General features: G+C 50.9%; 17 protein-coding genes. 14 read left to right on the top strand and 3 right to left on the bottom strand.

From position 1 onward, the window contains the following. Positions 1-28: 28 nt before the first annotated feature. From NNL21_RS11565 to NNL21_RS11580, 4 genes are all read left to right on the top strand, one after another. On the top strand, positions 29-982 hold the full coding sequence (locus tag NNL21_RS11565; RefSeq protein ID WP_204819132.1) for a glycoside hydrolase family 43 protein: 954 nt from the start codon (positions 29-31) through the stop codon (positions 980-982). Positions 983-1,226: 244 nt separating this feature from the next. Next, positions 1,227-2,795: a pullulanase X25 domain-containing protein gene (locus tag NNL21_RS11570; RefSeq protein ID WP_204819133.1), complete on the top strand. Its 1,569-nt coding sequence runs from the start codon at positions 1,227-1,229 to the stop codon at positions 2,793-2,795. A gap of 274 nt (positions 2,796-3,069) precedes the next feature. Continuing rightward, positions 3,070-3,618, top strand: coding sequence for a VOC family protein (locus tag NNL21_RS11575; RefSeq protein WP_204819134.1), 549 nt, complete (start codon positions 3,070-3,072; stop codon positions 3,616-3,618). 114 nt (positions 3,619-3,732) lie between these two features. Next, positions 3,733-4,521: a phytanoyl-CoA dioxygenase family protein gene (locus NNL21_RS11580; protein WP_204819135.1), complete on the top strand. Its 789-nt coding sequence runs from the start codon at positions 3,733-3,735 to the stop codon at positions 4,519-4,521. A gap of 225 nt (positions 4,522-4,746) precedes the next feature. Here the strand turns inward: NNL21_RS11580 and NNL21_RS11585 are convergent, their stop codons facing one another. Further along, positions 4,747-6,801, bottom strand: a complete 2,055-nt coding sequence (locus tag NNL21_RS11585; protein ID WP_204819136.1) for a DUF1492 domain-containing protein — start codon at positions 6,799-6,801, stop codon at positions 4,747-4,749. Positions 6,802-7,020: 219 nt separating this feature from the next. Here NNL21_RS11585 and NNL21_RS11590 point away from each other — a divergent pair, with 219 nt between their 5' ends. From NNL21_RS11590 to NNL21_RS11600, 3 genes are all read left to right on the top strand, one after another. Continuing rightward, positions 7,021-7,443, top strand: coding sequence for an ester cyclase (locus NNL21_RS11590; RefSeq protein ID WP_204819137.1), 423 nt, complete (start codon positions 7,021-7,023; stop codon positions 7,441-7,443). Positions 7,444-7,599: 156 nt separating this feature from the next. Continuing rightward, the gene (locus NNL21_RS11595; RefSeq protein WP_204819138.1) at positions 7,600-10,380 is read left to right on the top strand and encodes an SGNH/GDSL hydrolase family protein; all 2,781 of its coding nucleotides are present in this window, start codon (positions 7,600-7,602) and stop codon (positions 10,378-10,380) included. 97 nt (positions 10,381-10,477) lie between these two features. Next, on the top strand, positions 10,478-11,389 hold the full coding sequence (locus NNL21_RS11600; protein ID WP_204819139.1) for an N-acetylmuramoyl-L-alanine amidase: 912 nt from the start codon (positions 10,478-10,480) through the stop codon (positions 11,387-11,389). A 175-nt stretch (positions 11,390-11,564) separates the two neighbouring features. Here the strand turns inward: NNL21_RS11600 and NNL21_RS11605 are convergent, their stop codons facing one another. Then, positions 11,565-12,452: an AraC family transcriptional regulator gene (locus NNL21_RS11605; protein ID WP_204819140.1), complete on the bottom strand. Its 888-nt coding sequence runs from the start codon at positions 12,450-12,452 to the stop codon at positions 11,565-11,567. Between the two features lie 191 nt (positions 12,453-12,643). Between NNL21_RS11605 and NNL21_RS11610 the strand changes: the two genes are divergently transcribed. Both NNL21_RS11610 and NNL21_RS11615 read left to right on the top strand, forming a co-directional pair. Further along, complete coding sequence (locus NNL21_RS11610) at positions 12,644-13,681, top strand: zinc-binding dehydrogenase (RefSeq protein WP_204819141.1); 1,038 nt, start codon at positions 12,644-12,646, stop codon at positions 13,679-13,681. Continuing rightward, entirely contained in the window at positions 13,678-14,661 is a 984-nt protein-coding gene (locus tag NNL21_RS11615; RefSeq protein ID WP_204819142.1) for a Gfo/Idh/MocA family protein, read from the top strand. Before NNL21_RS11610 ends, NNL21_RS11615 begins: the two co-directional genes overlap by 4 nt. Positions 14,662-15,062: 401 nt before the next feature. Here the strand turns inward: NNL21_RS11615 and NNL21_RS11620 are convergent, their stop codons facing one another. Next, positions 15,063-16,172 carry a GntR family transcriptional regulator gene (locus NNL21_RS11620; protein WP_204819143.1) on the bottom strand — a complete coding sequence of 370 codons (1,110 nt, stop codon included), beginning with the start codon at positions 16,170-16,172 and terminating at the stop codon, positions 15,063-15,065. Between the two features lie 243 nt (positions 16,173-16,415). Between NNL21_RS11620 and NNL21_RS11625 the strand changes: the two genes are divergently transcribed. The 5 genes from NNL21_RS11625 to NNL21_RS11645 all read left to right on the top strand — a co-directional run bounded on the left by NNL21_RS11625 (position 16,416) and on the right by NNL21_RS11645 (position 25,478). Further along, complete coding sequence (locus NNL21_RS11625; protein WP_256555178.1) at positions 16,416-17,306, top strand: ABC transporter permease; 891 nt, start codon at positions 16,416-16,418, stop codon at positions 17,304-17,306. After that, positions 17,300-18,244 carry a carbohydrate ABC transporter permease gene (locus NNL21_RS11630; RefSeq protein WP_204819144.1) on the top strand — a complete coding sequence of 315 codons (945 nt, stop codon included), beginning with the start codon at positions 17,300-17,302 and terminating at the stop codon, positions 18,242-18,244. The genes NNL21_RS11625 and NNL21_RS11630 overlap by 7 nt, the downstream gene beginning before the upstream one ends. A gap of 65 nt (positions 18,245-18,309) precedes the next feature. Next, positions 18,310-19,920, top strand: a complete 1,611-nt coding sequence (locus NNL21_RS11635; RefSeq protein ID WP_204819145.1) for a type 2 periplasmic-binding domain-containing protein — start codon at positions 18,310-18,312, stop codon at positions 19,918-19,920. Between the two features lie 122 nt (positions 19,921-20,042). Beyond that, positions 20,043-22,805, top strand: coding sequence for an alpha-mannosidase (locus NNL21_RS11640; RefSeq protein ID WP_204819146.1), 2,763 nt, complete (start codon positions 20,043-20,045; stop codon positions 22,803-22,805). A gap of 66 nt (positions 22,806-22,871) precedes the next feature. Next, a complete protein-coding gene (locus NNL21_RS11645; RefSeq protein WP_204819147.1) occupies positions 22,872-25,478 on the top strand; it encodes a glycoside hydrolase family 2 protein in 2,607 nt (868 codons plus the stop codon). Positions 25,479-25,494: the final 16 nt, after the last annotated feature.

Consider the following 25,494-nt stretch of genomic DNA (forward strand, 5'->3'; position numbering starts at 1 on the left):
TACAAAGCTAAGAATCGAGGTTGTTGGAATGAAAAAGTATGAGGATTTTCAGCCAGGCGAATTGTGGCTGGATACGAATGGAAAGCCTATTCAGGCGCATGGCGGCAGTATATTATTCGATAATGGTATGTATTACTGGTATGGAGAGAATAAAGACGGCCCGAACAGCCTAAGTCGGATCGGTATTCAGCGCGTGGACGTAATTGGCATATCCTGCTACTCTTCAAGCGACTTATATAACTGGACATTCGAAGGCATCGCGTTGCCTGCGGTTCCCGATGATCCGAATCACGACCTTCATCCGTCCAAAGTGGCGGAGCGCCCGAAGGTTCTGAAGAACGATCGGACCGGCAAATACGTCATGTGGCTCCATGTCGATAATGTAGACTATACAATGGCTAAAACCGGTGTGGCCATAAGCGACAATCCAGCAGGACCATTCGTATATGCGGGAAGCAAGCGCCCTAACGACGTGGATAGCCGGGATATGACATTGTTTAAAGACGAGGATGGATCAGCGTATTTAATTCATTCGTCTGACTGGAACAAAACCCTGATCATATCAAAGTTAACGGATGATTATACGGATTTGAACGGCGAGTTTACGAAAGCGTTCATTGACCAGTCCCGGGAAGCGCCTGCGGTGTTTAAACATGCGGGGAAGTATTACTTGATATCCTCTGGTTGTACGGGGTGGTATCCCAATGCGGCTCTCGTTGCCGAATCGGATCGGATGATGGGCCGGTGGGAGCTAAGGGATAATCCGTTAAGCGGACCGAATGCCCGGAAAACGTTCCATGCGCAGAGCACTTATGTATTTCCTGTCCAGGGATTGGAGAACAGCTTTATTTTTATGGCTGACCGATGGCGACCGGAGGAGCTTGCGGATTCTAGATATGTATGGCTTCCTATCACTTTTATGGACGACGGGATAGAAATCAAGTGGGCGGATCGTTGGGATTTGAATACGTTTCGAACATGAATACATGAATGCAGGCCGTTCCTCCATAGGAGGAGCGGCCTTATGTGTCGGGAGGCTACCTGCAAAAGTGAGGTTTTACAAAAAACAGTTGTGTTGTGTATACTCTTTTTATACAATGAGTTAAGCGCTTAACCCACCCTGTTGAATATAAGAGAAAGCATTACTTTTTTATCCTTAAGGTTCCAGGAATGCAGTAGACAGTAGACAACCATCCACGAAGACTAACACGATCTCGGAGGTACTTATGGCCCATTTAATGTTTAACGGAACGATTAGTCGGGACGCTCTGGAAAGCTACCTTTGCAGAGCGGTCACAGCCGCAGGTCTGGTCAACAGCGATACGCTGGACGACGATTTGAGAATGATCAGGAACATTGGTGCTAAATTTCTCGGCCGCGCTTCAGGCGTATGGGATCTGGAACCGAATGATGATGTACATTTCCAGAACTCCAGGGCTTTAGCGGAACGCGTACATGATGTCGATCCGGACATTATTTTGCAGACATGCATTTTTGAAGCTGTGTTTATTGGTGTTGAAGACATTGAAGTACCGGCGTGGGTGTTCAAGGCATTCCAATTACCAGTTGAACACCGTACATTTTGTTACACGGATATGTTGTTTGAAACGAAACCACAGGGGTTCGTGTGGGATGAGAATGGCGGTATTCCGAACATCAATAAACAGGAGACACAGCTTTGGTTTTTCTACAGGGCGGCGCGTTATATCGATGCTGGATTTGAAGCCATCCATATGGGACAAATTCACCTGTATAGCGCCGACGATATCGGGTTTAAGAAAACGATCGCACTATTCCAAAAGATTCGGGACTATGCAAGAGATCATGCAAGAAGAGGCATCGTGCTGCTCGATGCGCATACGCACGGGGTGAATATCAATGGCAGGCTTCTGTTCGATTTCCATTCCATGCCCTATTCACGGATGCCAATCCTCGATAAGCCAGGTGACAAACTCGCGCTGGTGCAGGAGGGGTTCAGCGAAGGCGGCATAACGCCGAGCGGCTGGAGCTGTGATGCGTTGCCAATGCTGATGGAGCTGGATAACTGGGGTGGGAAATTTTTCAGTGAAAGTGACTGTATTCCGAATGAACGCAGAGCATGGATGGAATGGTGGGGCTACGATCAGATTGCATGGTTTGCCTCACAGGATGAAGAGAGCCGTGACCAGTTTCTTGAATACGCCTTCAAGTGGACGGCCGTGAGCAATGTTCATGCGTATTTACAGATGCCAATCCGAAGAGGATTGGGGAGCTGCCAGGTTTCGATGCCGGCAAGGGGTGAGGGGAAAGCAAGCTCAAACTGTTACCAAGCCAATCATGCAAGTGATGGCTGTCCACTTGGATTCGGACAGGAAGAGACGATCAAATTGCTATGGCAATCGGAACGAGATCTAAGAAGCCGAGCAGGAAACCCGGTACCAAACAGCTCATATGGAGCAGAATGCAGCTTTGATCTGGAGACCGGCGTCAAACTACCGGCCCGAGTCATCCTATATGGAAGTTTTCAGCATCATGTCGGGGCAATTAATCATGATTCCAACAGCGAAACAACCCGAATGTACGATATAGGGGAGGGCCTTTATCGGCGCACATTTGTATTCCCGTTCCGAGGCTCCTACGAATATGCGGTGGCTCCGTACGGAACCTTGTCTTCGACCTATTCGATCGACAATTACCCTCGCAGCGGGTCCTCGACGAAGTCGACGCTGGAGCTTGAACGGGATAACGAAGTCGTTGAATTTATCTTTGATTTCGCCAAACGGAAGCTTACCGTTAATGTAATCGAAGGTCTTTAATGTAATTATGCCTCCCTCTGCAAATACCTATCGGTGAACGGTGAGGAAACCAAGTTCGTAAAAGTGATTATGGGCATTTTCGGTCACGTTAACGTAACCAGATTGTTTCAGCTCCCGCGTATATGAAAACCCAGGATAAATCATATTCATGATTTATCCTGGGTTTTCATTGAGTTTAAGCAGGATAAAAGGAGTGGGCTCAACTTCGTCGAAGAATACAGATATGGTAATATTTACTTGATATTTATCAAACCAATAAAGCGAGGTTCAGAGCATGAAACCAGTAAAACCTTTACTGCAGTTTGAATTTGTGCAGCTCCCAGTTCCTAATGTTATCGAAGCCGCAAAGTGGTATATCGAGCATCTTGGATTCTTGTGCGACCGACTCCCGGATCCAGGCGTGGATATGTGCTTCATGAATTTGCCGGAGGGCGGACTCGTTATCCTTAAGGAAGAACAAGATTTGAACATCAAGGATTTCGGGCGTTTCCGCAACGAATCCGGATTTTATTTCAAAACTCAGCAAATCGAGACGGTAAGGGACTATTTGCAGAGCATCGGGGTGGAAATTCACCTATATGACGATAATGGCTTCAAGTTCCTGACATTTAGCGATCCATACGGCAATGTGCTTGGTCTCATTCAGGACATCAACAAATACAATGATTTGGCGGAGCAGTTTAAGCTTGGGCTTGGCCGGGATCTCACTGAGAATGAAGAGGCGCAGCTTCGCCGGTTCGGTCTGATGAAGGAATGGGAGCTGCAGGATACGATAGTCGCCATGCTGGCCGAGATGAACAAGAGTAGCCATTCCATCGAATAGTCTATTTCGGTAAATAAATCGGAAGATATGCAGCATTATTCCGATTAAAGAAGAAGAGTTGGGATCAAATACGCCCTTATAATGAAAGTACCACTGATGAAAAGAGGTAAAGCTATGAATAATCAGCAGTTACTTTCAGCAGCTAAAGATAAATATCAACAAGACGGTTATGTAGCCATTCAGAATGTATTGGATGCCGATTTGATTAAAGAGGCACAGGAACATGTAGAGTGGCTGCTTCAGAAAAATCCAGGTACACGTCCGGAGAATCTAGGAAATGATTTGATGACAGATGACCCGTTCTGGGTACGATTAGTCAGCGATGATCGGCTGCTGGATATCGCACAGCAGTTTATCGGCCCGGACATTGCGTTGTTTGCTTCACATTATATTTGTAAACCTCCGTATGACGGTAAAGCTGTGCTCTGGCATCAAGACGGAAGCTATTGGCCGCTGGAGCCGATGAATGTAGTTACCTTATGGTTGGCTGTAGATGATTCAGTCGTGGAGAACGGATGCTTGCGAGTCATTCCGGGTACACAAACGATGGACATTCAGCAGGTTCGACCGAACACAGCCGTAGACAATGTTCTGGAGTCGGAGGTGGATCCAGCGCTAGTTGATGAATCCAAGGCAGTCGATATCATCCTTAAGGCCGGCGGTGTCTCCGTGCATAACCCGAACATTATTCATGGTTCAGAACCGAACCATTCGGCGCTTCGCCGCTGCGGGTTAACGATCCGCTACATCCCGGCAACGACTAAGATTGTGACGAAGACGCAGTGGGCGAGCGCGTTTATGCTCAGAGGTCAAGAGGTTCCCGGCATCAACTCCTATTTGCCGAAGCCGAAATATGTTCCCGGCAAGCATATGCCGTTCCGCGGCTGTGAAGCCTGGATGTAATATAGAAAGGCTGAGGACAGAAGGATTTCACCCTTGGCAAAGTGTCTGGATGCGTTCATCGCTGAACGACTAGAATCCCCCGCAATCATGAGAAAGGCTCATGATTGCGGGGGATTCTATTTACATCGGGAAGAAATTAACTTGAATAGGTTTTAAGTCCGCTTGATCCCGTCATTCATGCCTTCAATTGACATCAGAGGATGGTGAACGTGACCCTCACTTCCCCTATTGATAGCGAAATTCGCTTAGAGCGTCGGACATTTTGGCAATGGCCTTCTTCAAGTTCCTGTAATAGGTGCTCGGAGACATGTTCAGACGTAAAGCTACGGACTCATGATTTCCCGACTTTTGAATGTAGCACATGTTCAGAATAGTCCCATAGGTCACGTTCAATCCGGTACCATTACTCCATTCGTTGATAATCGATTGGATCGCTTTTCTCAGTTTGTTTGCCTCTTCAATCCGTTCATTTTTGGAACGGGCATATTTATTGAGGTATGGGCATGCATTCATGAAGGATTCGTCTTCCTCGAATTGATGAAACTGATGGAGCAGCTTCTTCGTATGCTCAATGGCTTCGGTGCGTGATAATACGCTGATGGGTAATGTGATGCCTTCGGTTGTCCGAAAACGTTCCGACAGCAGCCCTTCCCTTAAATCCAACTGATACGCTTTGTATTCGATCCCTTCCTGTGAAACGTAATCTCCCCACACAAGCCGCTGAAATCCCATGCTATCCATGAGCTGATGCGCCTCCGGGAATGGAGCGATGACAGTCATGAGACTGTTGGGGGCAAACCGGGAATAGCCGTACATAAACGCTAAGCCAATAGCGCTTGACCCGAAATCCGGAAGGAATGAAGCGATCCACATGACCAGCTCGTTCTCCTGATAGGTGGAACGCTTGATGTAGTTGCTGTAAGTGGGATTGTTGATCAATTCTTTTCTTATAGCAGGGGTGAGCGGAAGTCCAGTGACGAAGAGCACAAGCTGATTGCTCTTGTAAAAGCCGCAGAATGTATCTGGACTCATCTCCCAATAAGGCTCCAAATAAAACTCTTGCCTCGTAATGTCTGGGAAAAAACCGGGTACATTTTTGTGAAACGAGACGAACATCTGCCGTGCTGCTGGAAGCTCTTGTTGAGGTAAGGGCCGTATATCAAATTCATCGAACGATTCAAGAAAACAATACATATGAAGAATCTCTTTGTCGATGAGGTGAAGCAGCTGCAGGTAGAGCTCCGATCGTTCGGCCGGTGGTCTTTGGTGCAATCTTTTTAGAAGGAAGGGTCTGGCTTTATCCTGATAGGCATCGTGGGTATCCGGTGACCGGAAGCTGAACTCTTTGCGAAACCAATATCGGATTGAACTGTTAATTTGCCATCCATCTGAAGTCAACTTTATGAAGGGTAACTCACAAAACTTTCGAAATGCGTTAATGGTAACTTCATGCTGTAGTAAATGTGTGATCAAATCATAATCAAAGCTCCACAGCAGGGAAGCGGCATCGAGAATTTTGGCCTGTGCTTGGGTTAACCGCACATCTTGTAATTGGTACATGACGGCCTTCTGATAAAATTGTGTTTTATAACGTCGTGTGCTTAGAACATCAATATTCTCGCGTAGAATATCAAGAGATATGGTTTGAATGGCAAAGGGGAAGCCTCTGGCGACTTTTGAAATCATATGGATGTGGTTGAATTCGTGAATTCCGAATGATTCAATAAACCGAAAGCTGGTCGTTTGGTCAAAGGGCTTTAATTCAATGTTATGAATCATCGTTTGCTCTTGACTTGTATGAAGCTCCCAAGGGACTTCAAGAGGGAACCGTGAAGCTGACAGTATACGGACGTTGGAAGCAAGTAAGGGGAATAATCGTGCAGTGATCCAATCGTAGTACGGCATCCACTGGTCGAATGGATCGAGTATCAATAGAGACATCTCACAGCGAGATGCAATTAAATTCATGAACTCACCCATCTCATCTATGGGAATGGAACGGGATGAAGAGTGGGATTCACCGGGTAAGTCGTGATACACGTGAACAAAATGAACTGCAGCTGGATCCTTATCGGTCTGATGGATAATAAACGCTTCGCACCCCTCATACTCCTGACATAATTGTTGTAGAAGGGCTGATTTGCCGATGCCTCCAGGCCCATAAACATGCAGGGCTCGGATGCCGGGTTCAACTAGCAAGGTTCTCATGTAGGCAAGCTCTTGATCTCGCCCCAAAAATGGTTTGTATCTTGCTTTGTTCGGATCGTGAAAGACAGCCATACATGTTCCTCCCAGCATTGAGTTTCGGAAAGGATATGACATTCGTTGTGCTTTCATTCTAATATGACTGAACAGTATTTGCTACTGCGTAGATAATGATCGGCAGCAATGAGAGTTTTGTGAAAGTGAATATCGTATTGTGAGTGAAAGTAAGCCCGTGATAAAAGTAAGTTAGACTCAATAGAGAGGGAGTCAGCAGTTGATTTCAGTGAAGAGGGAGTGATTCTACTGTCAAGTCATACGGAACTCTTACGGATTTATTTTGATGAAGTTCACAACAACGGGAACTTTGATCAGATAGGGGAAATCATTCATCCGCAATTTGTGCTGCATCATGCCGGCGGGGAGGAGTATGTAACGCTGGAGCAGGCAATCGAAATTACGAAAATGTATCTTTCCTCCTTCCCTGATATGCATTTCCGGATCGAGCAGGTTATTGAGAAAGTCGATAAAGTAGTCGTCCAGACTACTTTTACCGGGACGCACAAAGGACCGATGCTAAATATCCCTGCAACAGGGAAGTCGGTAGTTATTCAGAATGTTCATATTTTCCGCTTAGAGAACGGTAAGATTTCTGAAGTATGGCTGTATAGAGATGATCTGGGCTTAATGAGACAGCTCGGCGTCATTTCAATTGAATAATGGGCAGCGTGCCTTGAATGGGATGTTTGAATAGCTTGCTAACGAATGTCAGTGATCAATCGATGGCCGTCTTGGAAAGAATTTATGAAGATTTCATTCCGTACATCTGTACAAGATGTACGGAAAATCGAGACAAGATGAGGAGAGTAGTTGCCAATGCTAAGCCACTCCATGCTGAGAGAGGTACTGGTTAAACCAATGCCTTTCAATTTATCAGCAGTGACTGCCGCAGCTGATGCGGTTAACAGCAGAATGCTCCAACATAAAGCAATTATGGAGGCGTTCGGCATTACGAGTTTGTCCGGACTTGGTACGCTTACGATTAGAGGCAACGTTGTCCCACAAGCAGGACTGACAAGGCCGGAACCAAATGTGCTGGGAGCAGAGACGATATTCCAGTCTGCCTTCCGGGGTACTTCGATGGTACAAGGCTTGCTGCGCTTTGAACCGGCGGGAGGCCGTGCACAATTGATCAAAGCGATTCCCTTTCCAGCTCAGGGGACAGCAATTCCTACTATACCTGCCATTCCAAGTCCTATCGTGCGACCTGTTTCCCATGTCAGTAATCCGTTTGGATCTCTGACGGAAACAGCCACTTCGAATATCAAGCCAAGTACTACGGCTTTTACTTACGAGCCTTTGAGCGATGCGGCCTCTATTGCGAAGCGCAGCCTGACTACAGTTCCTGTACATACCGCCTATTGGGCGGCGCAGGAAGTTCATCTGGCAGACAATACGACGGTAATTTTGAAAAATCCGCAAAAGTATCTGGTCATCCTTGCTGAGAAAATAACGGTCGGTAACAATGTAACGTTTACTTGGGAACGACCGCCCATTCAAAAGCCGGCCAAACGAAAGAAACTGTCTCCACCGGCGGATCGGTCCATGTCGACGACGCTAAGCGGCATTACGGGGACCGATGGCCTGCCGGGGGTAAAAGGCGAGCCTGGCTGGGACGGAACTGACGGCCCGGAGCTTGAGGTATGGGTGCTTGAGATGAACGGCCGGCCGGCATTTGATCTGCGGGGCCAAGACGGAACGGCTGGCGGAGACGGCCAGGATGGTCAAGCTGGCGGCAGAGGCTCGAAAGGAAGAACGGGAATCAAGGATGGGGCTGGTCTTTGGTGCGCAAGCGGTGCAGGTGCAGGAGGCAATGGAGGCCGGGGCGGCTCAGCCGGCGGCGGCGGGGAAGGCGGTGAAGGAGGGCGCGGAGGCAAATTGTCACTCTATGCGCCGCAAGCCGTCATTAACAGCTACTTGCAGGGCTTTTATGTGACTGTCGACGGAGGCGAAGGCGGACCTGGAGGAATTCCGGGTGTACCGGGCCCAGGCGGACCAGGAGGTGCGGTTGGCGCTTCGGTAAAAGCGGCATTCGAAGAATGCGGACCGAAAAACGGCCGTTCAGCCGGCCAACCCGGCACGCAAGGAACAGCGGGAATAGCCGGTCCTCCCGGCAAAGACGGAGACCGGCAGGGAGAACCGGTAAGCATGAAGGTGATTGATGCCGACGAATTCCGGCGCAAGCTGCTTGAGCCCGCAATATTCAGTACCGCGCCAACTTCGGCATATATCGATGATACGGTGGAGCTCGACGGAAAACGTTTCACGAAAACCGATGTTGCTCTGGTGGGCGGTGTTCAAGCACAGACACTGGTTTACAGTGATACGAAAATGCAGTTTAAGGTGCCCTCCCTTGCAGGCGGAAGCCATTCGGTGCAGGTGAGACAAAGCGATAACACGCTTTCGAATCGCGGAACGATCTACGTTCTACCGAAGCTGGTTTCAGCGCAGCAGAGCCGGGTACGACCGGGAGGAAAGGTGCGCCTTGTTGGCAGCGGCTTCGCGGGGAAGGCAATGGTGAAGGTGGATGATCTGGATATGCCGGACGTTAATGTGCAGAGCCCGACGCAGCTGGAGTTTACGCTGGTGCGCCCAGCAGACGTACAGCCGAACCCGTCCGGGGAGAAGATCCGGGTGAGAGTGATGCTGCCGGATGGAACCCCTTCCAACGAAATCGAGCTCGTGCTCGAAACGTTCCATATGCTCGTCATCGGCGACTCGATTCAATGGGGCCAAGGGCTGCTGGAGCAGGAGAAGTTCCATTCACTCGTCGCTTCCGCCGTGCAAGTCCGTGAAGGCGGCATTGGCTTCTACAAAACGGTGCTGGCCCACTCGGGTGCAATTATCGGCGCAGGAGTGACGAACATCCAGCCGAGTCTGCCTGGAGAAGTGCCGACGAGCTTTCCGACTGTGCTTCAGCAGGTGGATTTGTTCACGGATCTGCCTGATCATGTGGATCTGGTGCTCATGGATGGCGGCATGAACGATATAGACATCCGAAATGTACTCAATCCGCACGGACCGGATTTAACGCCCATGGCAAAGCAATTTTTCTTGAATGACATGATTACACTACTCAAAAAAGTGGGGGATAAATTTAAAAACGCGAAAATTATCGTGACAGGCTATTATCAGATTATTTCGGAGCACAGCAATCTGTTGGCAGTGGAAGCAATGCTGATCGCGCTCGGTGTCGGCGTCGCCGGACCGGGCGGGGGAATCGTGATGGGCGCGATCGGAGCGTTAGAACTGAACCAAATTACTAACCGCTGCAAGCAAGTTTACGACGAGTCGAGAAAGCATCTTCGGGAAGCGGTTAACGCCGTCAATGCGATGCCGGAAGGCGGCAATCGCATCTTCTTCGCGGATCCCAATTATGGCACGTCCCGTGCAGCTTTGACCAGCGATCCGTTTGTTTATGGCATTCATCCGAATTTATCGCCGGAAGACGTCCATGTCGCGCCATCGCGCAACGTCGAATGTACTGCTGCCAACCAGAATGGCATCGAATTGGAAATTTGCCGCGTCGCTTCCGTCGGACACCCGAATCCGAAAGGCGCGCGAGCTTATGCCGACGCGATTATGCCGCTGTTATAAGCGGGCATGCAATAGGCAGAGATTTTGTTCGGCTCAAATCCCGTACACGTAGAAGCTTAACCGAAAGCCCCGGGAGTGAAGGGAGCTGAAAAGGAAAATGAGGTACTTAGTAGCATTAGATGATGGCCATGGAATGGAAACACCAGGTAAACGAACACCTGTTTTTCCTGCTCAAAGCGGATTAGAAGGAGAAACAAAAAAAGGATATATGCACGAGAATGAATTTAATCGTGCTGTGGTTGCCAAGTGCAAGGCTCACTTGGAGCGGTCTGAGATCGACGTTTTACTAACAGCGCCAGGAGACGATGATCCGTCTCTGACCGATCGCACGCACCTGGCTAATTCCAAGGGTGCTAACCTTTTTGTGAGTGTCCATGCTAACGCTTTTACGGGAATGTGGGGAAGTGCAAAGGGAGTTGAAACTTACTGCTATCCAGGATCTAAGACAGGCAGAGCCTTCGCCGCTGTGCTGCACAAACACTTGATTGAACACACGTATCAAGTGAATCGTGGGGTGCGTGAAGCAGATTTTGCAGTTTTACGACGAACGAATATGCCTGCAGCACTTGTTGAAGCAGCGTTCATGGATAACCTGGAGGAGGCGACCCTGCTGGTAAGCGATGCTTTCCGGAGTGAATGTGCCGAAGAAATCGCACGAGGGGTCTGTGAGTTTCTTTGCGTTGAATTTGTGGAAGAGCCAATCGAAAAACCAGCGATACAGCCCACTGTTCATAAAGTGGCCATTGCAGTTAATGGTAATCTTATTGAAGTGAGCGGCTTCATGCGTGAAGGCAATTCTTTTGTTCCGATTCGTGCGATCGGGGATGCGGCAGGAACGCCGGTTGGCTGGGATCAAAATTGTGGTAAAGCCACCTTGAACAGTGTGGTATTAAAAACCACGGTAATTGTAGGAGAAACCGGATATGCTTGGGCTCGTGAAGTGGCTGCTGTACTCTCATATGATATTGACTGGGATGGCGGTACCTGCACGGTTAACTTCAAGGGTTAGGATTATTTGATAAAAGCCATAATTCCGAATAGCATATTTCGGATTAGAATGGTATGGGATGTATATAAGCGTAAACGAAGGCTGCTGATCTGATTGGCAGCCTTCGTCGTGCAACTGGGCATTTTGTTTTCCGGGTGGGAACATTTATGTATCTTTAAACGTGATGATTGCAGTGTTAAGACGATCCCTCATGTTTGGTTTCCTGATAGAAGCGGGGAGACATTCCGGTGCGCTTCTTGAACGTTTTTGAAAAGTGTGAAGCATTCGCGAATCCACAATACTCTGCGATAAGATCCAGCTTCAGCTCCTGCGTATCGAGAAGCTCCTGCGCCTTCTGAAGGCGCAGGTCAAGCAGGTATTGATGAGGTGTCGAACCGAAATGGGTGGAAAAAAGCGCATTAAAGTGAGACTCCGAATAGCCCGCGTGCTTGGCCATCATCTCGACCGTAATGGAGGAGGACAGATTGAAGGAGAGGAAGGCATTCATTTTGGCTGCAAACTGTTGACCCTCGAAATCTGCGGATCTGGACGGTTCGGAATTATCCAACAGGAGAAGCAAAAGTTCCATCGCTAGCTTCTGGACGTGCAGCGTGCTTTGAATATCATTATTCGTATTGACCTCAATCATGCGATACATCGTATCCATCAGCTTCCCGGGCTGCTTGGGTACGAACTTGACAGGGAGGTTCACCAATGGGAAATCGTTAAGCTTGGGCTGAAGGAGGTGTGAGTAGCTGTCCAGGTTGGTTTGGCCGGGTGTTGTGACAAAGCTGCGCTCCCGTTCAGAGTTGTAAAAGAAATCTAGATGAGCGTTTGGAACTACACATTCCCCAAACCCCCTCGTGCTAAATAAGACGCCCGGTTGAATGAGCGCGAATTCACCCGGAAGAATCTCGTATTCAACGCCCTCCACGTGGAGAAGGTATCTTCCTTCTTCTAGAAATAAAATCAAGTAATCCAGAAGCCGGCGTTCCCCTTGAAAAAAGTCTGCAGCTCTATAGCGGTAGCATAGCCGGATATAAGGCAGGACAGGGAAGTCACTCCAGCTCTTTCCCGTCGTCATTGCTGCATCCCCTCCCTTTACATTACTTCCATTATAGTAAGGCCGTGGTTTTTGACAAGTAATTTCGAAGTTTTTAACCAGATTGATCGCTGAAATCAAGGTACAATCAAAATTGAAATCGGAGGAATTGATGGTAACTGACATAACCATATTCAATAAATTCTAGGTGATGGAAGTGGAGGGAGAAGCCAATGGGAGACACATCCAATCCAGTACAAACCATGAGCATTCCGTTGTTTGTTGGCAGTGGCAGGATCGAGTACGGGGAGAAGGAAGTACCGGTACCGGGAAGGGGGCAGCTGCTGCTTCAGGTCAAGGCCAATGCGCTATGCGGTTCCGACCGAGGCCAGTTTTACGAGGGTTCGAGTACGACACCGGGTCATGAGGCATCGGGGATTGTAGCGGCCGTCGGTCCTGGTACGAATACGGTCATCGGAACGCCGGGAGTCGTCTTTCTAATGGGCTATTGCGGTCAGTGTCAAAACTGCAATCAGGGTTACACCAATCAGTGTCTAGATAAGCAAGCAGACTATGGGTTCAGCCATGATGGGGGATACGGTCCGTTCATGGTGATCGACGAGAACGTGTTCTTCGCGATCGATAAGTCGATTCCAATGGCGGAAGCAACGATGATTCTCGATATTATGGGAACAGGCGGTCATGCGCTCAAACGGGCATCCCTCGTCCGTCCCGATATCCGGTCTGTCGCGATCACAGGCGCAGGGCCGATTGGCTTGGGTGTTGTAGCGATGGCGAAGCTTATACTGGGCCATGAAACCCCGGTATTTATTACGGATTTCATACCCTATCGTCTAGAATTAGCGGAGAAGATGGGTGCGATTCCAGTAAACCTTAACAATCGTACACTTACTGAAGCAATTGGACAAAGTGGCATGGTTGGCGTAGATATCGCGATAGATACGAGCGGTAAGTCTGATGGGCGCCGTACAGCGCTGGAGGCGCTAAACAAAAGGGGGGTCCTGGTTTGTGTCGGTCATGGACAAGAACTCAACCTAAGTGTGTCGCATGATCTGATCGCTGCTGAACGTGCCGTGCTTGGAAGCGAATATTTCCGGTACGACGAATTCGAAGAGAACCATGAGCTGATGCTGGAGAATCTGCCATATCTGAGCCAAATCATCACGCACCGCTGCAAGGCAACTGAAATTCAGGAAGCCTATGAGCTCTTCTTTGCAGGGGAAACGGGTAAGGTGGTTATCGAGCAATGAGCAAGCAGCGGATTAAAATCGCCTTGGTCGGCGCTGGCGGGTGGGGATTGCAGCATGCTAGGGTGCTGAACGACCGAAGGGATGTCGATTTTTGTGCGGTTGTCGGTCGTAATCCGGAAAGGACGTTGGCGCGTGCCGAGCTGTTCGGTACGAATGCGTATACGGACATCAATGAAATGATAGAAAAGGAACAGCCGGATCTGATCAGCGTGTGCTTGCCCAATCAGAGCCACTATGAGGCAACGCTGCAAATCATTCAAGCCGGCATCCCGTTGTTTGTCGAGAAACCGTTGGTATTTGATATAAAAGAGGCGGACACACTTCTGAACGAGGCGGCCAAGCGCAATCTGTTCTTCGCCATTAATTTCAACCATCGGTATGCCAAACCGGTTCAGCTGGCGCGCGATGCAATTATGGCAGGCAGGCTTGGCGAGCTTACTTTGGCGACGTGGCGATTCGGCGGGGAAGGGGGAAGCGATCATTCGCACGCCAATCTGATCGAGACGCAATGCCATGGTATCGACATGCTGGAATATCTGTGCGGTCCGATCGAAGCTGTGATGGCCGAGATGACCGATAAGACAGGAGGCGGATTGCGGACAATCTCGCTCGCATTGCGATTCGCAAGCGGTGCCGTCGGCAGCCTGATCGGAACCTACGATTCCTCCTACGCTTATCCGGATACGCACCGGGTCGAGCTGGACGGTACGGCAGGCCGGGTCGTCATTCACGATACGGTCAAGCGGTACGCCTATCATCCCAAAGGAAGCGAGCTTGGCGAGGTATGGGAAGCCGGCTATTTTAATGATACAGACCGGGAATTCCACCGCACGTTCGATAAGCATTTCGATGCCCTGCTTGCGGCCTTCAAAGCTGGAGAACAACCCCCGGTTCACGCTGAAGCCGGGCATCGGGCTTTGAAGGTCGCGGATGCGGCTATTCGGTCGTGGAAGACGGGAACCAGGGTTATCGTTCAATAGGTCTGTTCCCTAATAATCAGAACTGACATCGAGAAAGCGAAAGGATCCGCCCGCGGCGGATCCTTTCGCTTTCTGCGCGGCTTTATTGCATTAGCGATATAGCTGAAAATGTATTTATTTCCTAAAATAGTATATTGTCTCTGCTTGCTGAGGATGGTTTTCCCGTTGACTTGCTTATTGGATCAACTGATCTGCCCATAGTAGAGTGTAGAGAAGCTGCTGGATCGAGTACCTCGGCTGAAGGCGATCGTCGATGAACTTGCGTTTCGGATTTTGGCGGAAAGGAACGGGAATCTTGGACCGAGCGAACGCGATCGATTGCCCGATTCGACCATACGGCCTGCAAGCTCTCGAGTATGGCAACAGGGTCCGTTTTTTCTGCAATCCTTGATCCGTATCCGTTAGGTCGTCCTTCCTTCAATTAAAGACACGGGAATGACGATTTTCCGGAGCAGGGCGGGGTCTTTAATCACCTCTAACAGCAGATTGATGGCTTCTTCGCCCAATTTGCCTTCCTGCTGTTGAATATGGCTGAACACATGGCCCTGATAATCACGGATATAAGGGGCGTCAAAGGAGAGAATGGCCAGATCCTCCGGTATTTTTTTGCCAATGGCCTGGGCCGCTTCCGCGGCGCGAACTGCCAGAATGTTGGAGAACGTGAAGACGGCTGTGATGTCCGGCTGAGCTTCCAGCCAGTCCTTGATCATAGTATGAGTGGTTGCGGCATCCATATAAGTGAATTCATCGGTTCTTGTTAACCAGTGGGCAGGCTCGATTCGGAGACCTGCTTCTTTTGCCATGTCCAGATACCCGGTGAAGCGGTCCTCGGAGCTGGATGTCTTGGATTTGCTCCCCGACAATATTCCGATCTTCTCATGGCCTTTATTGATCAGATACTCCGTCCCCAAATATCCACCCTGATAATTATCGGAATAGACGGCATTGGTATGAATCCCCGGCAAATAGCGGTCGATCAGCACAAATGGGATTTTGTCCGTCTTCAAATTCAGTATCGCTTCACTGTATGCCTCGCCATCGACGGGGAAAATCAGAAGGCCGTCAACGCCTGCAGCACACAGGAACCGGATCCCTTCTTTCTCTTCCTTCTGCGTCGTAGCCGTGCGGATGATCAAGGCGACATTCTGCTCCTTGCAGGCTTCTTCTACTCCCTGAAGCAAATGAAGGGAAAATTCGTCGTTGGTCAGGGGGCTTTGGTAGCCAATTTTTATCATCGGAACGGCGGAGTCGATCTCTTGTGCAAGCAGAGCATCTGAGCCCTGCGGGTCAGATACGAAGGTGCCTTTGCCGGCGATCCGATAGACAAGTCCTTCTTCGACGAGCAGCTTCAAAGCCCCTTTAATCGTTATGCGGCTAACGCCATACTGCTGGATCAATTCAGCCTCCGTAGGAATCTGATCACCGGGTTGAAGCAGGCCCTGTTCAATCTTTTCTTTGAGCATCCCTCTGATTTGAAGATATAGGGGGAGATTGCCTGATGTCTGCGACATAAGAATTCCTTTCATGATCAAAAGTTATAATTGTATTATAACATTATAAACGGATGACTATCAACAAACAATGTATAAAAAACAGTTTGAATAAGGAGAAAAGAAACTAATAGATAAAAGGTATAACTTTATACATTGACCTAATACAAATATAATAAATAGTTATTGACATATAACAAATGGTAATTTATTATAACCTTATTCAAGGAAGCGCATACATTTCTAAATTGGGGGAACCACATTTTGCGGAAAATTTGGCATTGGCGGTACTTTTATTTGTTACTCGCGCCCACTCTTCTTTATTTTCTGGTGTTCAATTACATTCCTTTCTATGGCATTGTCATCGCGTTCAAAAACTTCCAGCCGTTCAAGGGCGTCTGGGAAAGTCCATGGGTAGGCTGGAAAAATTTCGACACGATGTTCTCGTCGGTTAAATTTCCGGAGCTGATCCGCAATACGGTACTCATCAGCTTCTACCGCCTCCTGTTCGGGTTTCCGGTGCCCATCCTGTTTGCTCTGATGCTGAACGAGGTCCGGACCATGTGGTTTAAGCGGACGATTCAGACGATTACCTATTTCCCGCATTTTCTGTCCTGGGTTGTGTTCGGCGGCATTGTGTTCAATGTCATCGGTCCTTCGGGAATCGTAAATCTGGTTCTGGGCAATCTGGGTTTTGAACCGCTTAATCTGGCGGCAAATCCCGAGGTTTTCCGTTCTCTGGTTGTCGTGACGGGCATTCTGAAGGAATTCGGCTGGGCGGCAATCATTTACTTGGCGGCCTTAACTGGAATCGATCCGCATTTATACGAAGCGGTCAAGGTGGATGGAGGCGGCAAGCTAAGGCAAATCTGGCATATTACGCTGCCTGGAATCAGGCCGATGATCGCCATGCTGCTAATTCTGCAGCTGGCCAGCATCCTTGATGCCGGCTTCGAGCAGATTCTCATCCTCTCCAATCCCGTTGTTTACAGCGTGGGCGATATTATCGATACCTACGTGTATCGGGTCGGCTTGCTGGAAGCGAATTATGGCCTGGCTACCGCGGTTGGGTTGTTTAAAGGCGTGATCGCTGCGGTCTTGATCGTATCGGCCAATCATATTATCCGCCGGACAGGAGAGAAATCATTATGGTAACCACACAGGAACAGGTTGAAGCAAATGACCTGAGGCTGATCAACAAGCCCAAAGCGTTGGACCGCAATCCGGTCTGGGTGCAGGCCATCATTACGCTGGTCCTGACCGCGCTTGCGCTGATTACGCTGCTCCCGATTCTGAACGTGCTGGCGATGTCGCTGAGCGAAGCGCATGCCATCTATGAGCATCCTCTGATGCTTGTCCCATACAGCGTAACGCTGGATGCCTACAAATATATATTTTCGACCTCTGTACTGCTCAAGTCATTTGGCGTGACGGTCTTCGCCACGGTAGTAGGCACCTTCTTTAATCTGCTGGTCACGATTACCGGCGCTTACGCCCTGTCCAAGACGAAAATGCCTGGCAGCCGGATGCTGCTGTGGTTCTGTATTTTCCCGATGCTGTTTGGTCCAGGACTGATTCCGACTTATATTTTGCTGAAAAATCTGCATCTGCTGAACAGCGTCTGGGTACTGGTCGTGTCCGGTCTGGTTGTGCCCTTCAATCTGATTCTGATGCGCAATTTCTTCTGGAGCATCCCCGAGGAGCTGGAGGAGGCGATGCGGATCGACGGCGCAAGTGAAATGGGCATTTTATGGTGGATGATCATTCCGCTCTCCAAACCGGCAATCGCAACCATCGGCCTGTTCTATGCGGTCGGCCACTGGAATGATTTTTTTACCGGACTCTTCTTCATCACCGACAACACGAAGTGGCCGCTGCAGGTGCTGCTCCGTTCCATCGTTATCGATATGAATGCGCTCAATATGCGGGGCGTATCAACTACCATCAGCCAGGATGCCAGCAAAATTATGCTGACGCCGGAAAATATCAAAGCTGCGAGCATCATATTCGCCGTCGTGCCGATCCTGCTCGTTTATCCGTTCCTGCAGAAATATTTCGTGAAAGGCATTATGCTCGGCTCCGTGAAAGGCTAAACGAGTTGGGAGATCCGTCAAGGATTGCTCATAGAAAACAAATCCGTATAAGAGGTGAAAGAAACATGCGAAGAACAACGAAACAAAAAAGGGGAATCATTCTGCTCGTCTTTCTCATGATGGTGATGCTGCTGGCCGCCTGTTCGAGCAATAAAGACAATGCTCCGAGCAATGAAGGCGGAGGAGGCAGCTCTGCCACGGAAGGAAATGACGGCGGAGCGGCGGCAAAGCCGGTCAAGTTCAGCTATGTACGGCCTGTTTGGGGGGCGGCGACCTATACGAAGGGAGGCCCGTACGAGAAGGAATTGTTCAAGCAGGGGAATGTGGAAATCGATGCGCAGATCATTCCGGTTACGGAGTATGACACGAAGATCATGACGATCATCTCCTCCGGAGACATTCCCGACGTATTCTGGGCGGCGGGTCCTACGGATAAGAAGTTCAAGGAAATGCAAGACCAGGGCGCTTTCATGAAAATCAATGAATATCTGGATAAATACCCGGCGGTGAAAGAAGCGGTGCCGCAATCCGTCTGGGACACGCTAACCGACGAGAAAGGCGATATCTATTTCATTCCGAACGTGTCCAATCCGCTAGTGCCGATATTTACGTACTACCGGCAGGACATCTTCGAGAAGCTCGGCATAGCCGAACCCAAGACGGTCAAGGAATTGGAAGCGGCGCTGGCCAAAATTAAAGAAAACGATCCGAAAATGATTCCGATTACGGCGCAGGATACGATCTGGGGATTCGGCGGGCTGTCTACCTCCTTCGGATTCTCCCATTACGCCTGGGGCCCGGCAAACGGCGATAACCGGGATAATCCGGAAAAAATCGTTCCCTGGTATTTGACCGATGGCGGCAAAAGCTATTATTTCTGGCTCAAAAACCTGAAAAAAGAAGGATTGCTGGACAATGAATTCCTGATTGCCAAGAACTGGGATCATGCCAAACAAAAATTCACTTCCGGCAAAGCGGCTGTTCTGGGCATCAACTGGGGGTACGGTCCGGAAATTATCTCGACGATGAAAAAAACGGACCCGTCTGCCAAAGTTGGCATTCTGCCTCCATTGGAAGGCCCTGATGGTTCGATGGGCGGCATACGTCCTTTCGGGGCATGGGACCGCGGCATGTATATTTCCGCTAAAATGAAGGATCCCGACGGGTATTTCGGTTATCTGAACTGGCTGTTTACGGATGGCAGCGATTTTAGAAGATATGGTATTGAAGGCAAAACCTACAAAATCGAGGATGGCAAAAAGCTGCTGCTTGCGGATGACGACAAGGAAGCGGACTATAAGAACGGTCAAATCGAACCGCTGCAGATGATCACCCCTATGTCCGAAGCGCTGAACTGGGAATCAGAGGAAGCAAAATACGAAGGCGCGGGCGTCGGCGAATATTTTGCGGAGGCGAAAACGAAATTCGATGCCTATAACAAGGTGCAGTACCCGGAATACCGCAATCCTACAATCTTTTCGCCGCTTGAAGTGGAGCAGGGAGCCCAGCTCTATAACGATTATTTGCAGTCTGTGATAGACGGAGCCATTATTAACGACAAAATTACGGAGCAGGATTGGGATGCGGCAATCGACAAATATTTGAAGGCAGGCGGCCAGAAAATCATTGACGAAGTAAACGAGCTGCAGACAAACAAAGTCAAACCGCAATATTAAATGAATGCAGCTAAATAACAGACATGGAGGGCAGAGAAGGGAACATCGGTCCGTTCTCTGCCTTTGCTTATGATTCACAGGGTATTATAGAGGCGCGTAAAGAACAGGAGGTTTATTAAATAATGACACAGCAGACAGAGAGAAGGATATTAAAGAAAATAGTCGTTGTTTCACATACGCACTGGGACCGGGAATGGTATGAGGATTTTCAGAATTACCGCACGAGATTGGTGTATTTCATGGATGAGCTGCTTGACCACTTAAAGGCAGACGCTTCATACCGCCATTTTATGCTGGATGGGCAGACGGTGGTGCTGGGGGATTACACGGCGATAAGACCGGAACGCCAGGAGGAGCTGAAGGCGTATTTGCAGGAGGGGAGACTCGCCGCAGGGCCGTGGTATGTCATGCCGGATGAATTTCTGGTCAGCGGGGAATCGCTCGTCCGCAACCTCTTGACCGGCTTCAGGCAGTCCAGGGCGATGGGGGCCGAGCCGATGAAATCCGGTTATGTAACCGATATATTCGGCCATAACAGTCAGATGCCGCAGATATTCAGCGGCTTCGGCATCGATAATGCCGTGCTGTTCCGGGGATTTCACGGTGACGGCGACCCGTCAGAGCTGTGGTGGGAGGGCGCCGACGGCAGCAGGGTGCTGGCCTTGAAGCTGGATGAAGACAGAGCTTACAGCGACTTCTATTTCTTCCTCCGCTGGCCTTTTGTCGAGCGGGATTTTCAGTACGATGAGGAAGAGCTTCTCAGGCGGGCCAAGGAGATGATCGCATATAAGACCGAGCGGATTACGACCGACATTGCGCTTGGCCTCGACGGCTGCGATCATGTCGAGATCGAGCCGCGCCTTGGCTGGATGCTGGAGCTGCTTAACAACATGGATGCCGGTGTGGAGTGGGTCCACAGCAGTTTGGAAGAATATTTGAACGAACTGCGGGGCAAAGTCGGCGGCATTGAGGTTCTGCGCGGCGAACAGCGGATCCCCGGGTATAACGGTGTCAATAACATGGTGCTGTCGAACGTGCTTTCTTCGCGGATTCATCTGAAGCAGCTGAACCAGTCAGGCGAATATTTACTGACAGGCTGGGCGGAGCCATGGAGCGCTTTTGCTGAGCATGACGGACGGGCATATCCGAAGCCTTTTCTCGGTGAAGCCTGGAGACATCTGCTGGAAAATCATCCCCATGATTCCATCTGCGGCTGCTCCATCACACCGGTGCATGAGGACATGCTGTACCGCTTTGCGCAGAGCCGTTCAATCGGCGAGCGGATGACTGGCGAAGCGCTCGCGTTCATCAGCGGCCATATCGATGAGTCGGCTCTGCAGGGGCGTCATGCGGCGATTCTGTTTAATTCGTCCCAGCGTTCTGTGAACGGTGTTATCCATTTCGAGCTGGAGCTGCCTGCGGGCACGACGAACCCGTCGCAGTTCCCGGAAGTGGCCGGGACCAATTTCAAGCTTCTGGATCATGAAGGGCGCGAGGTGCCGTTCCAAATCGTCGGCCTGCAGAAAAACAGCATCAAACGCTGGCGTCCCTATCGCGATATCCCGCGCGGACGGGCGGTCGACCGGTACACCATCGCCCTCTCAGCAGATATTCCCGCTTTCGGATACACGGCCTATACCGTAGAGATGCATCTGTCCGAGGCGCCGGGAGCTGGCGAATATGCGTTTCGCAAGGCGGCGGAGCCTGTGCGTTACCCCGGTGCGCAGCAGACGTCTCCGACAAGCTGGGAGAATGGGAGAGTACGTATCGATATTGCGGCAAACGGAACCCTTGCCCTGCGCGATTTGACTACAGGCTATGAAACAAGCGGCCTATTGACCTTCGAGGACGAAGCGGATATCGGCGACGGCTGGAAATTCATTGCTCCAGTCAGCAATGAAACGGTCAATTCCGCAGCTGGTCCGGCCTCGGTATCCGTCATGTATGACGGGCCGCTGGAGACCTGCCTGCGCATCGCCCTCCGGCTTGATGTACCGGAATCCGCTGCGGCCGATCAGACGCGGCGCTCCGCAGTCCGGACCAGCCTGCCGATAACGACTTTCGTGACTCTCCGTAAGGATGATCCCATTATCCGCTGCCGGACGGTCGTGGACAATCATGTGCGGGACCATCGTCTTCGAGTGCTGCTGCCTACCGGAATAGACAGCGGTGAATTCACAACCAGCACACCTTTCGATTTGGTCCGGAGGAATGTCGTGAAGCCGGATTACAGCCGGCATATCGAGAAGGACAGCGGTATCGTTCCTTACAACGGTCTGCTTTCCATCGATAATGGGCAGCATGGACTCGCCATATTCAGCAAAGGGCTTTATGAAGTGCAGGTCAGGGAAGACAGGGCGAGAACGGCAGGGCTCACTTTATTCCGCAGTACTCGCAGCGAGGTGTTGAGCGATGGTGGCGACGGCGGAAATCTGCTCCAAACGCTAGAATTCGAATATGCTTTCCGGCCATTCGATCCCGCTGCTGTCTCAGGCGGAGATTTAATGATCGAGAAGCTGCAGGTTGCGCTGGATATCCGCAGCATTAACCGCCCGGTGGGCAGGGTTGCTCATGAAACGCTGCACAGAAGGCCAGCCGATCTGCCGGCGCGGCGTTCTTACCTTGACATCCAAGGCAGCGGGCTGGTTGTCAGTTCCTACAAGCAGGCTGAGGACGATGCGGATGCCTGGATTGTTCGTCTGTGGAACTGCTTGGAGACAGCGGAAACCGGAGAGATCAGACCGCTGGCTCAGGTTAGCCGGGCGGAGCGGGTGAACCTGGATGAACAGACGCTCGAGCTCCTGGAAGCGGGAGTAGACAATAAATGGACGGTTACGGTGCAACCGAAGGAGATTGTAACACTCAAGTTCTGGTACTCGTCGTAAGAAAAGCTGTGAAGCGCAAGACTGTCCTTGCAGGCTTTAAACATGATGGCGGGAGATGAGCAAGGAATGGAGAAAGGAAGAGAAGCATACCTGGAATTGAACGAGAAGTGGGAGCTCAGCGGTTTTTACCCCGGCTTCTGGGCATTTGGAAAAAGCATGGAGCTGGGACTGGAATTAAAAGGCGTCGTGCCGTGGATTCCCGCTTCCGTGCCGGGTAGCATTCATTGGGATCTGCACCGCGCGGGATATTTGCCGGATCCCTATTTCGGTGCCAATGCGGCGGCTTGCGAATGGGTGAACGCCAGGGACTGGATGTACAGGACCTCGTTCCAGGCGGATCCATCGTGGGCGGGCAAACGGATACGCCTTGTTTTGGAAGGGGTCGATCATTCCGCGAGAGTTCTGCTCAACGGTAAAGAATGCGGGGGTCATACCGGCATGTTCAAGCCCGGTCTGATTGAACTGCCGCAGGACAGCCTCCGGCTCGGGGAATCCAACACGCTCGCCATTGTGCTGGAGCGCTCGCCGGAAGGCGTAGCGCAGCTGGGCCGGACGGATGAAGTCGACCATCTCAAGAGCCGTTTCGGCTACAAATGGGACTTCTGTCCGCGGCTTGTCCATATCGGACTGTGGAAGAAGGTAGGGCTGAAGATTTCGGACTGGTGCTCCTTGGACCATGTCGGGTATGAAGCGGTGCCGACCGCAGACGGGGCGGGGCTGCTGAAGGTAAATGCCGTTGTGGAAAGCATTAATAGCGGCCTTGTCCGGCTGGAAGCCGAGCTGTATGACCCGGATGGAAAACCTGTCGGCTCGGAGTTGTATGAGGGCACCGTCAACCCCGGACTGCAGACCATCCGGCTGCATCTGCCGGTGGAAGCGGTCCGGTTGTGGTGGCCTAACGGGTACGGGGATCAGCCGCTGTACCGGGTGGTGGTGAAGCTGCATCATCCGGACTCCACCAGCAATATAAGTGATAAGGATACGGCGTCGGTCGGTTTTCGGATGTTATCCTTCCATGCCAATCCGGGAGCGCCTGCCGACGCCCTGGCATATACGGTCGCGGTCAACGGGAAGGCGATTTATATGAAAGGCTGGAACTGGGTTCCCGCCGATCAGTTATATGGAAGAGATACAGCGGATAAGCTGCGCCGGCTTATTTCCCTGGCGAAACAAGCCAATGTCAATCTACTCCGTATCTGGGGAGGCGGACTGATTGAAACGGAGCTGTTCTACAGCCTGTGTGATCAGGCTGGCATTCTTATCTGGCAGGAAATGATGCAATCCAGCTCCGGCTTCAATAACGAACCTTCTGCTGCACCGGCGTTCCTTCACACCTTATACGATACGATGCGCCATGTGATCCGCGAACGAAGCAGCCATCCTTCGCTGGCTATATGGTGCGGGGGCAATGAATTAACCGAAGGCGGTCATCTGGACAGCCGGATGAAACCATTAACGGACCGCCATCCCAATATGCAGCTGCTGCGGAATCTGGTCTCCGATCTTGATGACACCCGGTATTTTCTTCCGACTTCTCCGTCGGGCCCGACATTCTTCCTCAGCGCGGAAGATGCCGGGAAAGGGATCATGTACGATGTACACGGGCCGTGGAAACATTCAGGAGAGGAAGGGCACTACAAGCTCTATAATGCCAGCGATGCGCTGCTGCACAGCGAATATGGCGGAGACGGCTTCGCTTCGCCGGAGAGCCTGCGCCGCTTTCTTCCGCCGGAGCGGTTGAGCCCGGAGCAGTCCGGTTCCATCGAATGGCAGCAGCACGGGTATGAGTACTGGAACATGGATGACCAGCTGCAGTCCCTGTTCGGGGGGCCGTTCGATACGCTTGCGCGCATGTCGGAAGCGGCGCAGTGGCTGCAGGCGGAAGGGATCCGCTATGCGGTCGAAGCGAACCGGCGGCGCGCTCCGCACTGCAGCGGCAGCTTGCTGTGGCAGTTTAATGAGCCTTATCCCAATGTGTCCTGCACCAGCTCCGTCGACTACTATGGCGATCCGAAGCTTGCTTACAGCTGGGTCGCACGGGCGAACCGCAACCGGCATATTTTGCTCCGGTATGAAGCCGTTGCTTATCTTCCCGGAGAGGATTTTACAGGATCGGTGTTTCTGACGCGCGATGGAGAAGGGGCCGATGGTTCCATACAGGTTGAATGGATCGCTTTAGATGCATCGGGAAGGGGCCTGGCAGCCGGGGATTTCACCGTGGGAGAAGCGCCGGAGGCGGAAGCAGTCCTGGCAGGAGAGATGGTTTTCAAGGTACCGGCGGCAGATGTGTTTGTTGTGCGGCTGAAGGCAAGAGACGCGAAAAACTGTCAGCTTGTGGCGGATAATGAGTATACATTTGCCGTAAAGGCCGATGAGAAAGCTCCTCCTCTGGAGGCTTTCCGTTCGCTTGCGGCAACGGCTTTACGCTGGGAGACCGCGGTGGAGAATGGCGGAACCCGGGTTACCGTAACCAACACGGGCGATACAGCTGCGCTTTTTGTAAGAGTGCGGGGATTGGAAGTGGAGGCGGAAGCTGATGGAGCTTCGCAAACCACGCCGTCAAGGCCTTTGAACGACGGTTTTGTGGTATTGCCCGGCGAAACGGACTCGTGCCATGTGGAAGGCGTCCTGCCGGAAGAACGCAGATGGCTCGTGACTTACCTGAATGGCTGAAGCCGGCTGCATTATT

Origin of the sequence: Paenibacillus mendelii (genome assembly GCF_024498075.1) — a bacterium.
Lineage (GTDB): Bacteria > Bacillota > Bacilli > Paenibacillales > Paenibacillaceae > Paenibacillus_Z > Paenibacillus_Z mendelii.

Excerpts from the sequence above, each read along its gene's own strand:
- NNL21_RS11565 (WP_204819132.1), top strand. The coding sequence starts at position 29 with ATGAAAAAGTATGAGGATTTTCAGCCAGGCGAATTGTGGCTGGATACG.
- NNL21_RS11570 (WP_204819133.1), top strand. The coding sequence starts at position 1,227 with ATGGCCCATTTAATGTTTAACGGAACGATTAGTCGGGACGCTCTGGAA.
- NNL21_RS11575 (WP_204819134.1), top strand. The coding sequence starts at position 3,070 with ATGAAACCAGTAAAACCTTTACTGCAGTTTGAATTTGTGCAGCTCCCA.
- NNL21_RS11580 (WP_204819135.1), top strand. The coding sequence starts at position 3,733 with ATGAATAATCAGCAGTTACTTTCAGCAGCTAAAGATAAATATCAACAA.
- NNL21_RS11585 (WP_204819136.1), bottom strand. The coding sequence starts at position 6,801 with ATGGCTGTCTTTCACGATCCGAACAAAGCAAGATACAAACCATTTTTG.
- NNL21_RS11595 (WP_204819138.1), top strand. The coding sequence starts at position 7,600 with ATGCTAAGCCACTCCATGCTGAGAGAGGTACTGGTTAAACCAATGCCT.
- NNL21_RS11600 (WP_204819139.1), top strand. The coding sequence starts at position 10,478 with ATGAGGTACTTAGTAGCATTAGATGATGGCCATGGAATGGAAACACCA.
- NNL21_RS11605 (WP_204819140.1), bottom strand. The coding sequence starts at position 12,452 with ATGACGACGGGAAAGAGCTGGAGTGACTTCCCTGTCCTGCCTTATATC.
- NNL21_RS11610 (WP_204819141.1), top strand. The coding sequence starts at position 12,644 with ATGGGAGACACATCCAATCCAGTACAAACCATGAGCATTCCGTTGTTT.
- NNL21_RS11615 (WP_204819142.1), top strand. The coding sequence starts at position 13,678 with ATGAGCAAGCAGCGGATTAAAATCGCCTTGGTCGGCGCTGGCGGGTGG.
- NNL21_RS11620 (WP_204819143.1), bottom strand. The coding sequence starts at position 16,172 with ATGTCGCAGACATCAGGCAATCTCCCCCTATATCTTCAAATCAGAGGG.
- NNL21_RS11630 (WP_204819144.1), top strand. The coding sequence starts at position 17,300 with ATGGTAACCACACAGGAACAGGTTGAAGCAAATGACCTGAGGCTGATC.
- NNL21_RS11635 (WP_204819145.1), top strand. The coding sequence starts at position 18,310 with ATGCGAAGAACAACGAAACAAAAAAGGGGAATCATTCTGCTCGTCTTT.
- NNL21_RS11640 (WP_204819146.1), top strand. The coding sequence starts at position 20,043 with ATGACACAGCAGACAGAGAGAAGGATATTAAAGAAAATAGTCGTTGTT.
- NNL21_RS11645 (WP_204819147.1), top strand. The coding sequence starts at position 22,872 with ATGGAGAAAGGAAGAGAAGCATACCTGGAATTGAACGAGAAGTGGGAG.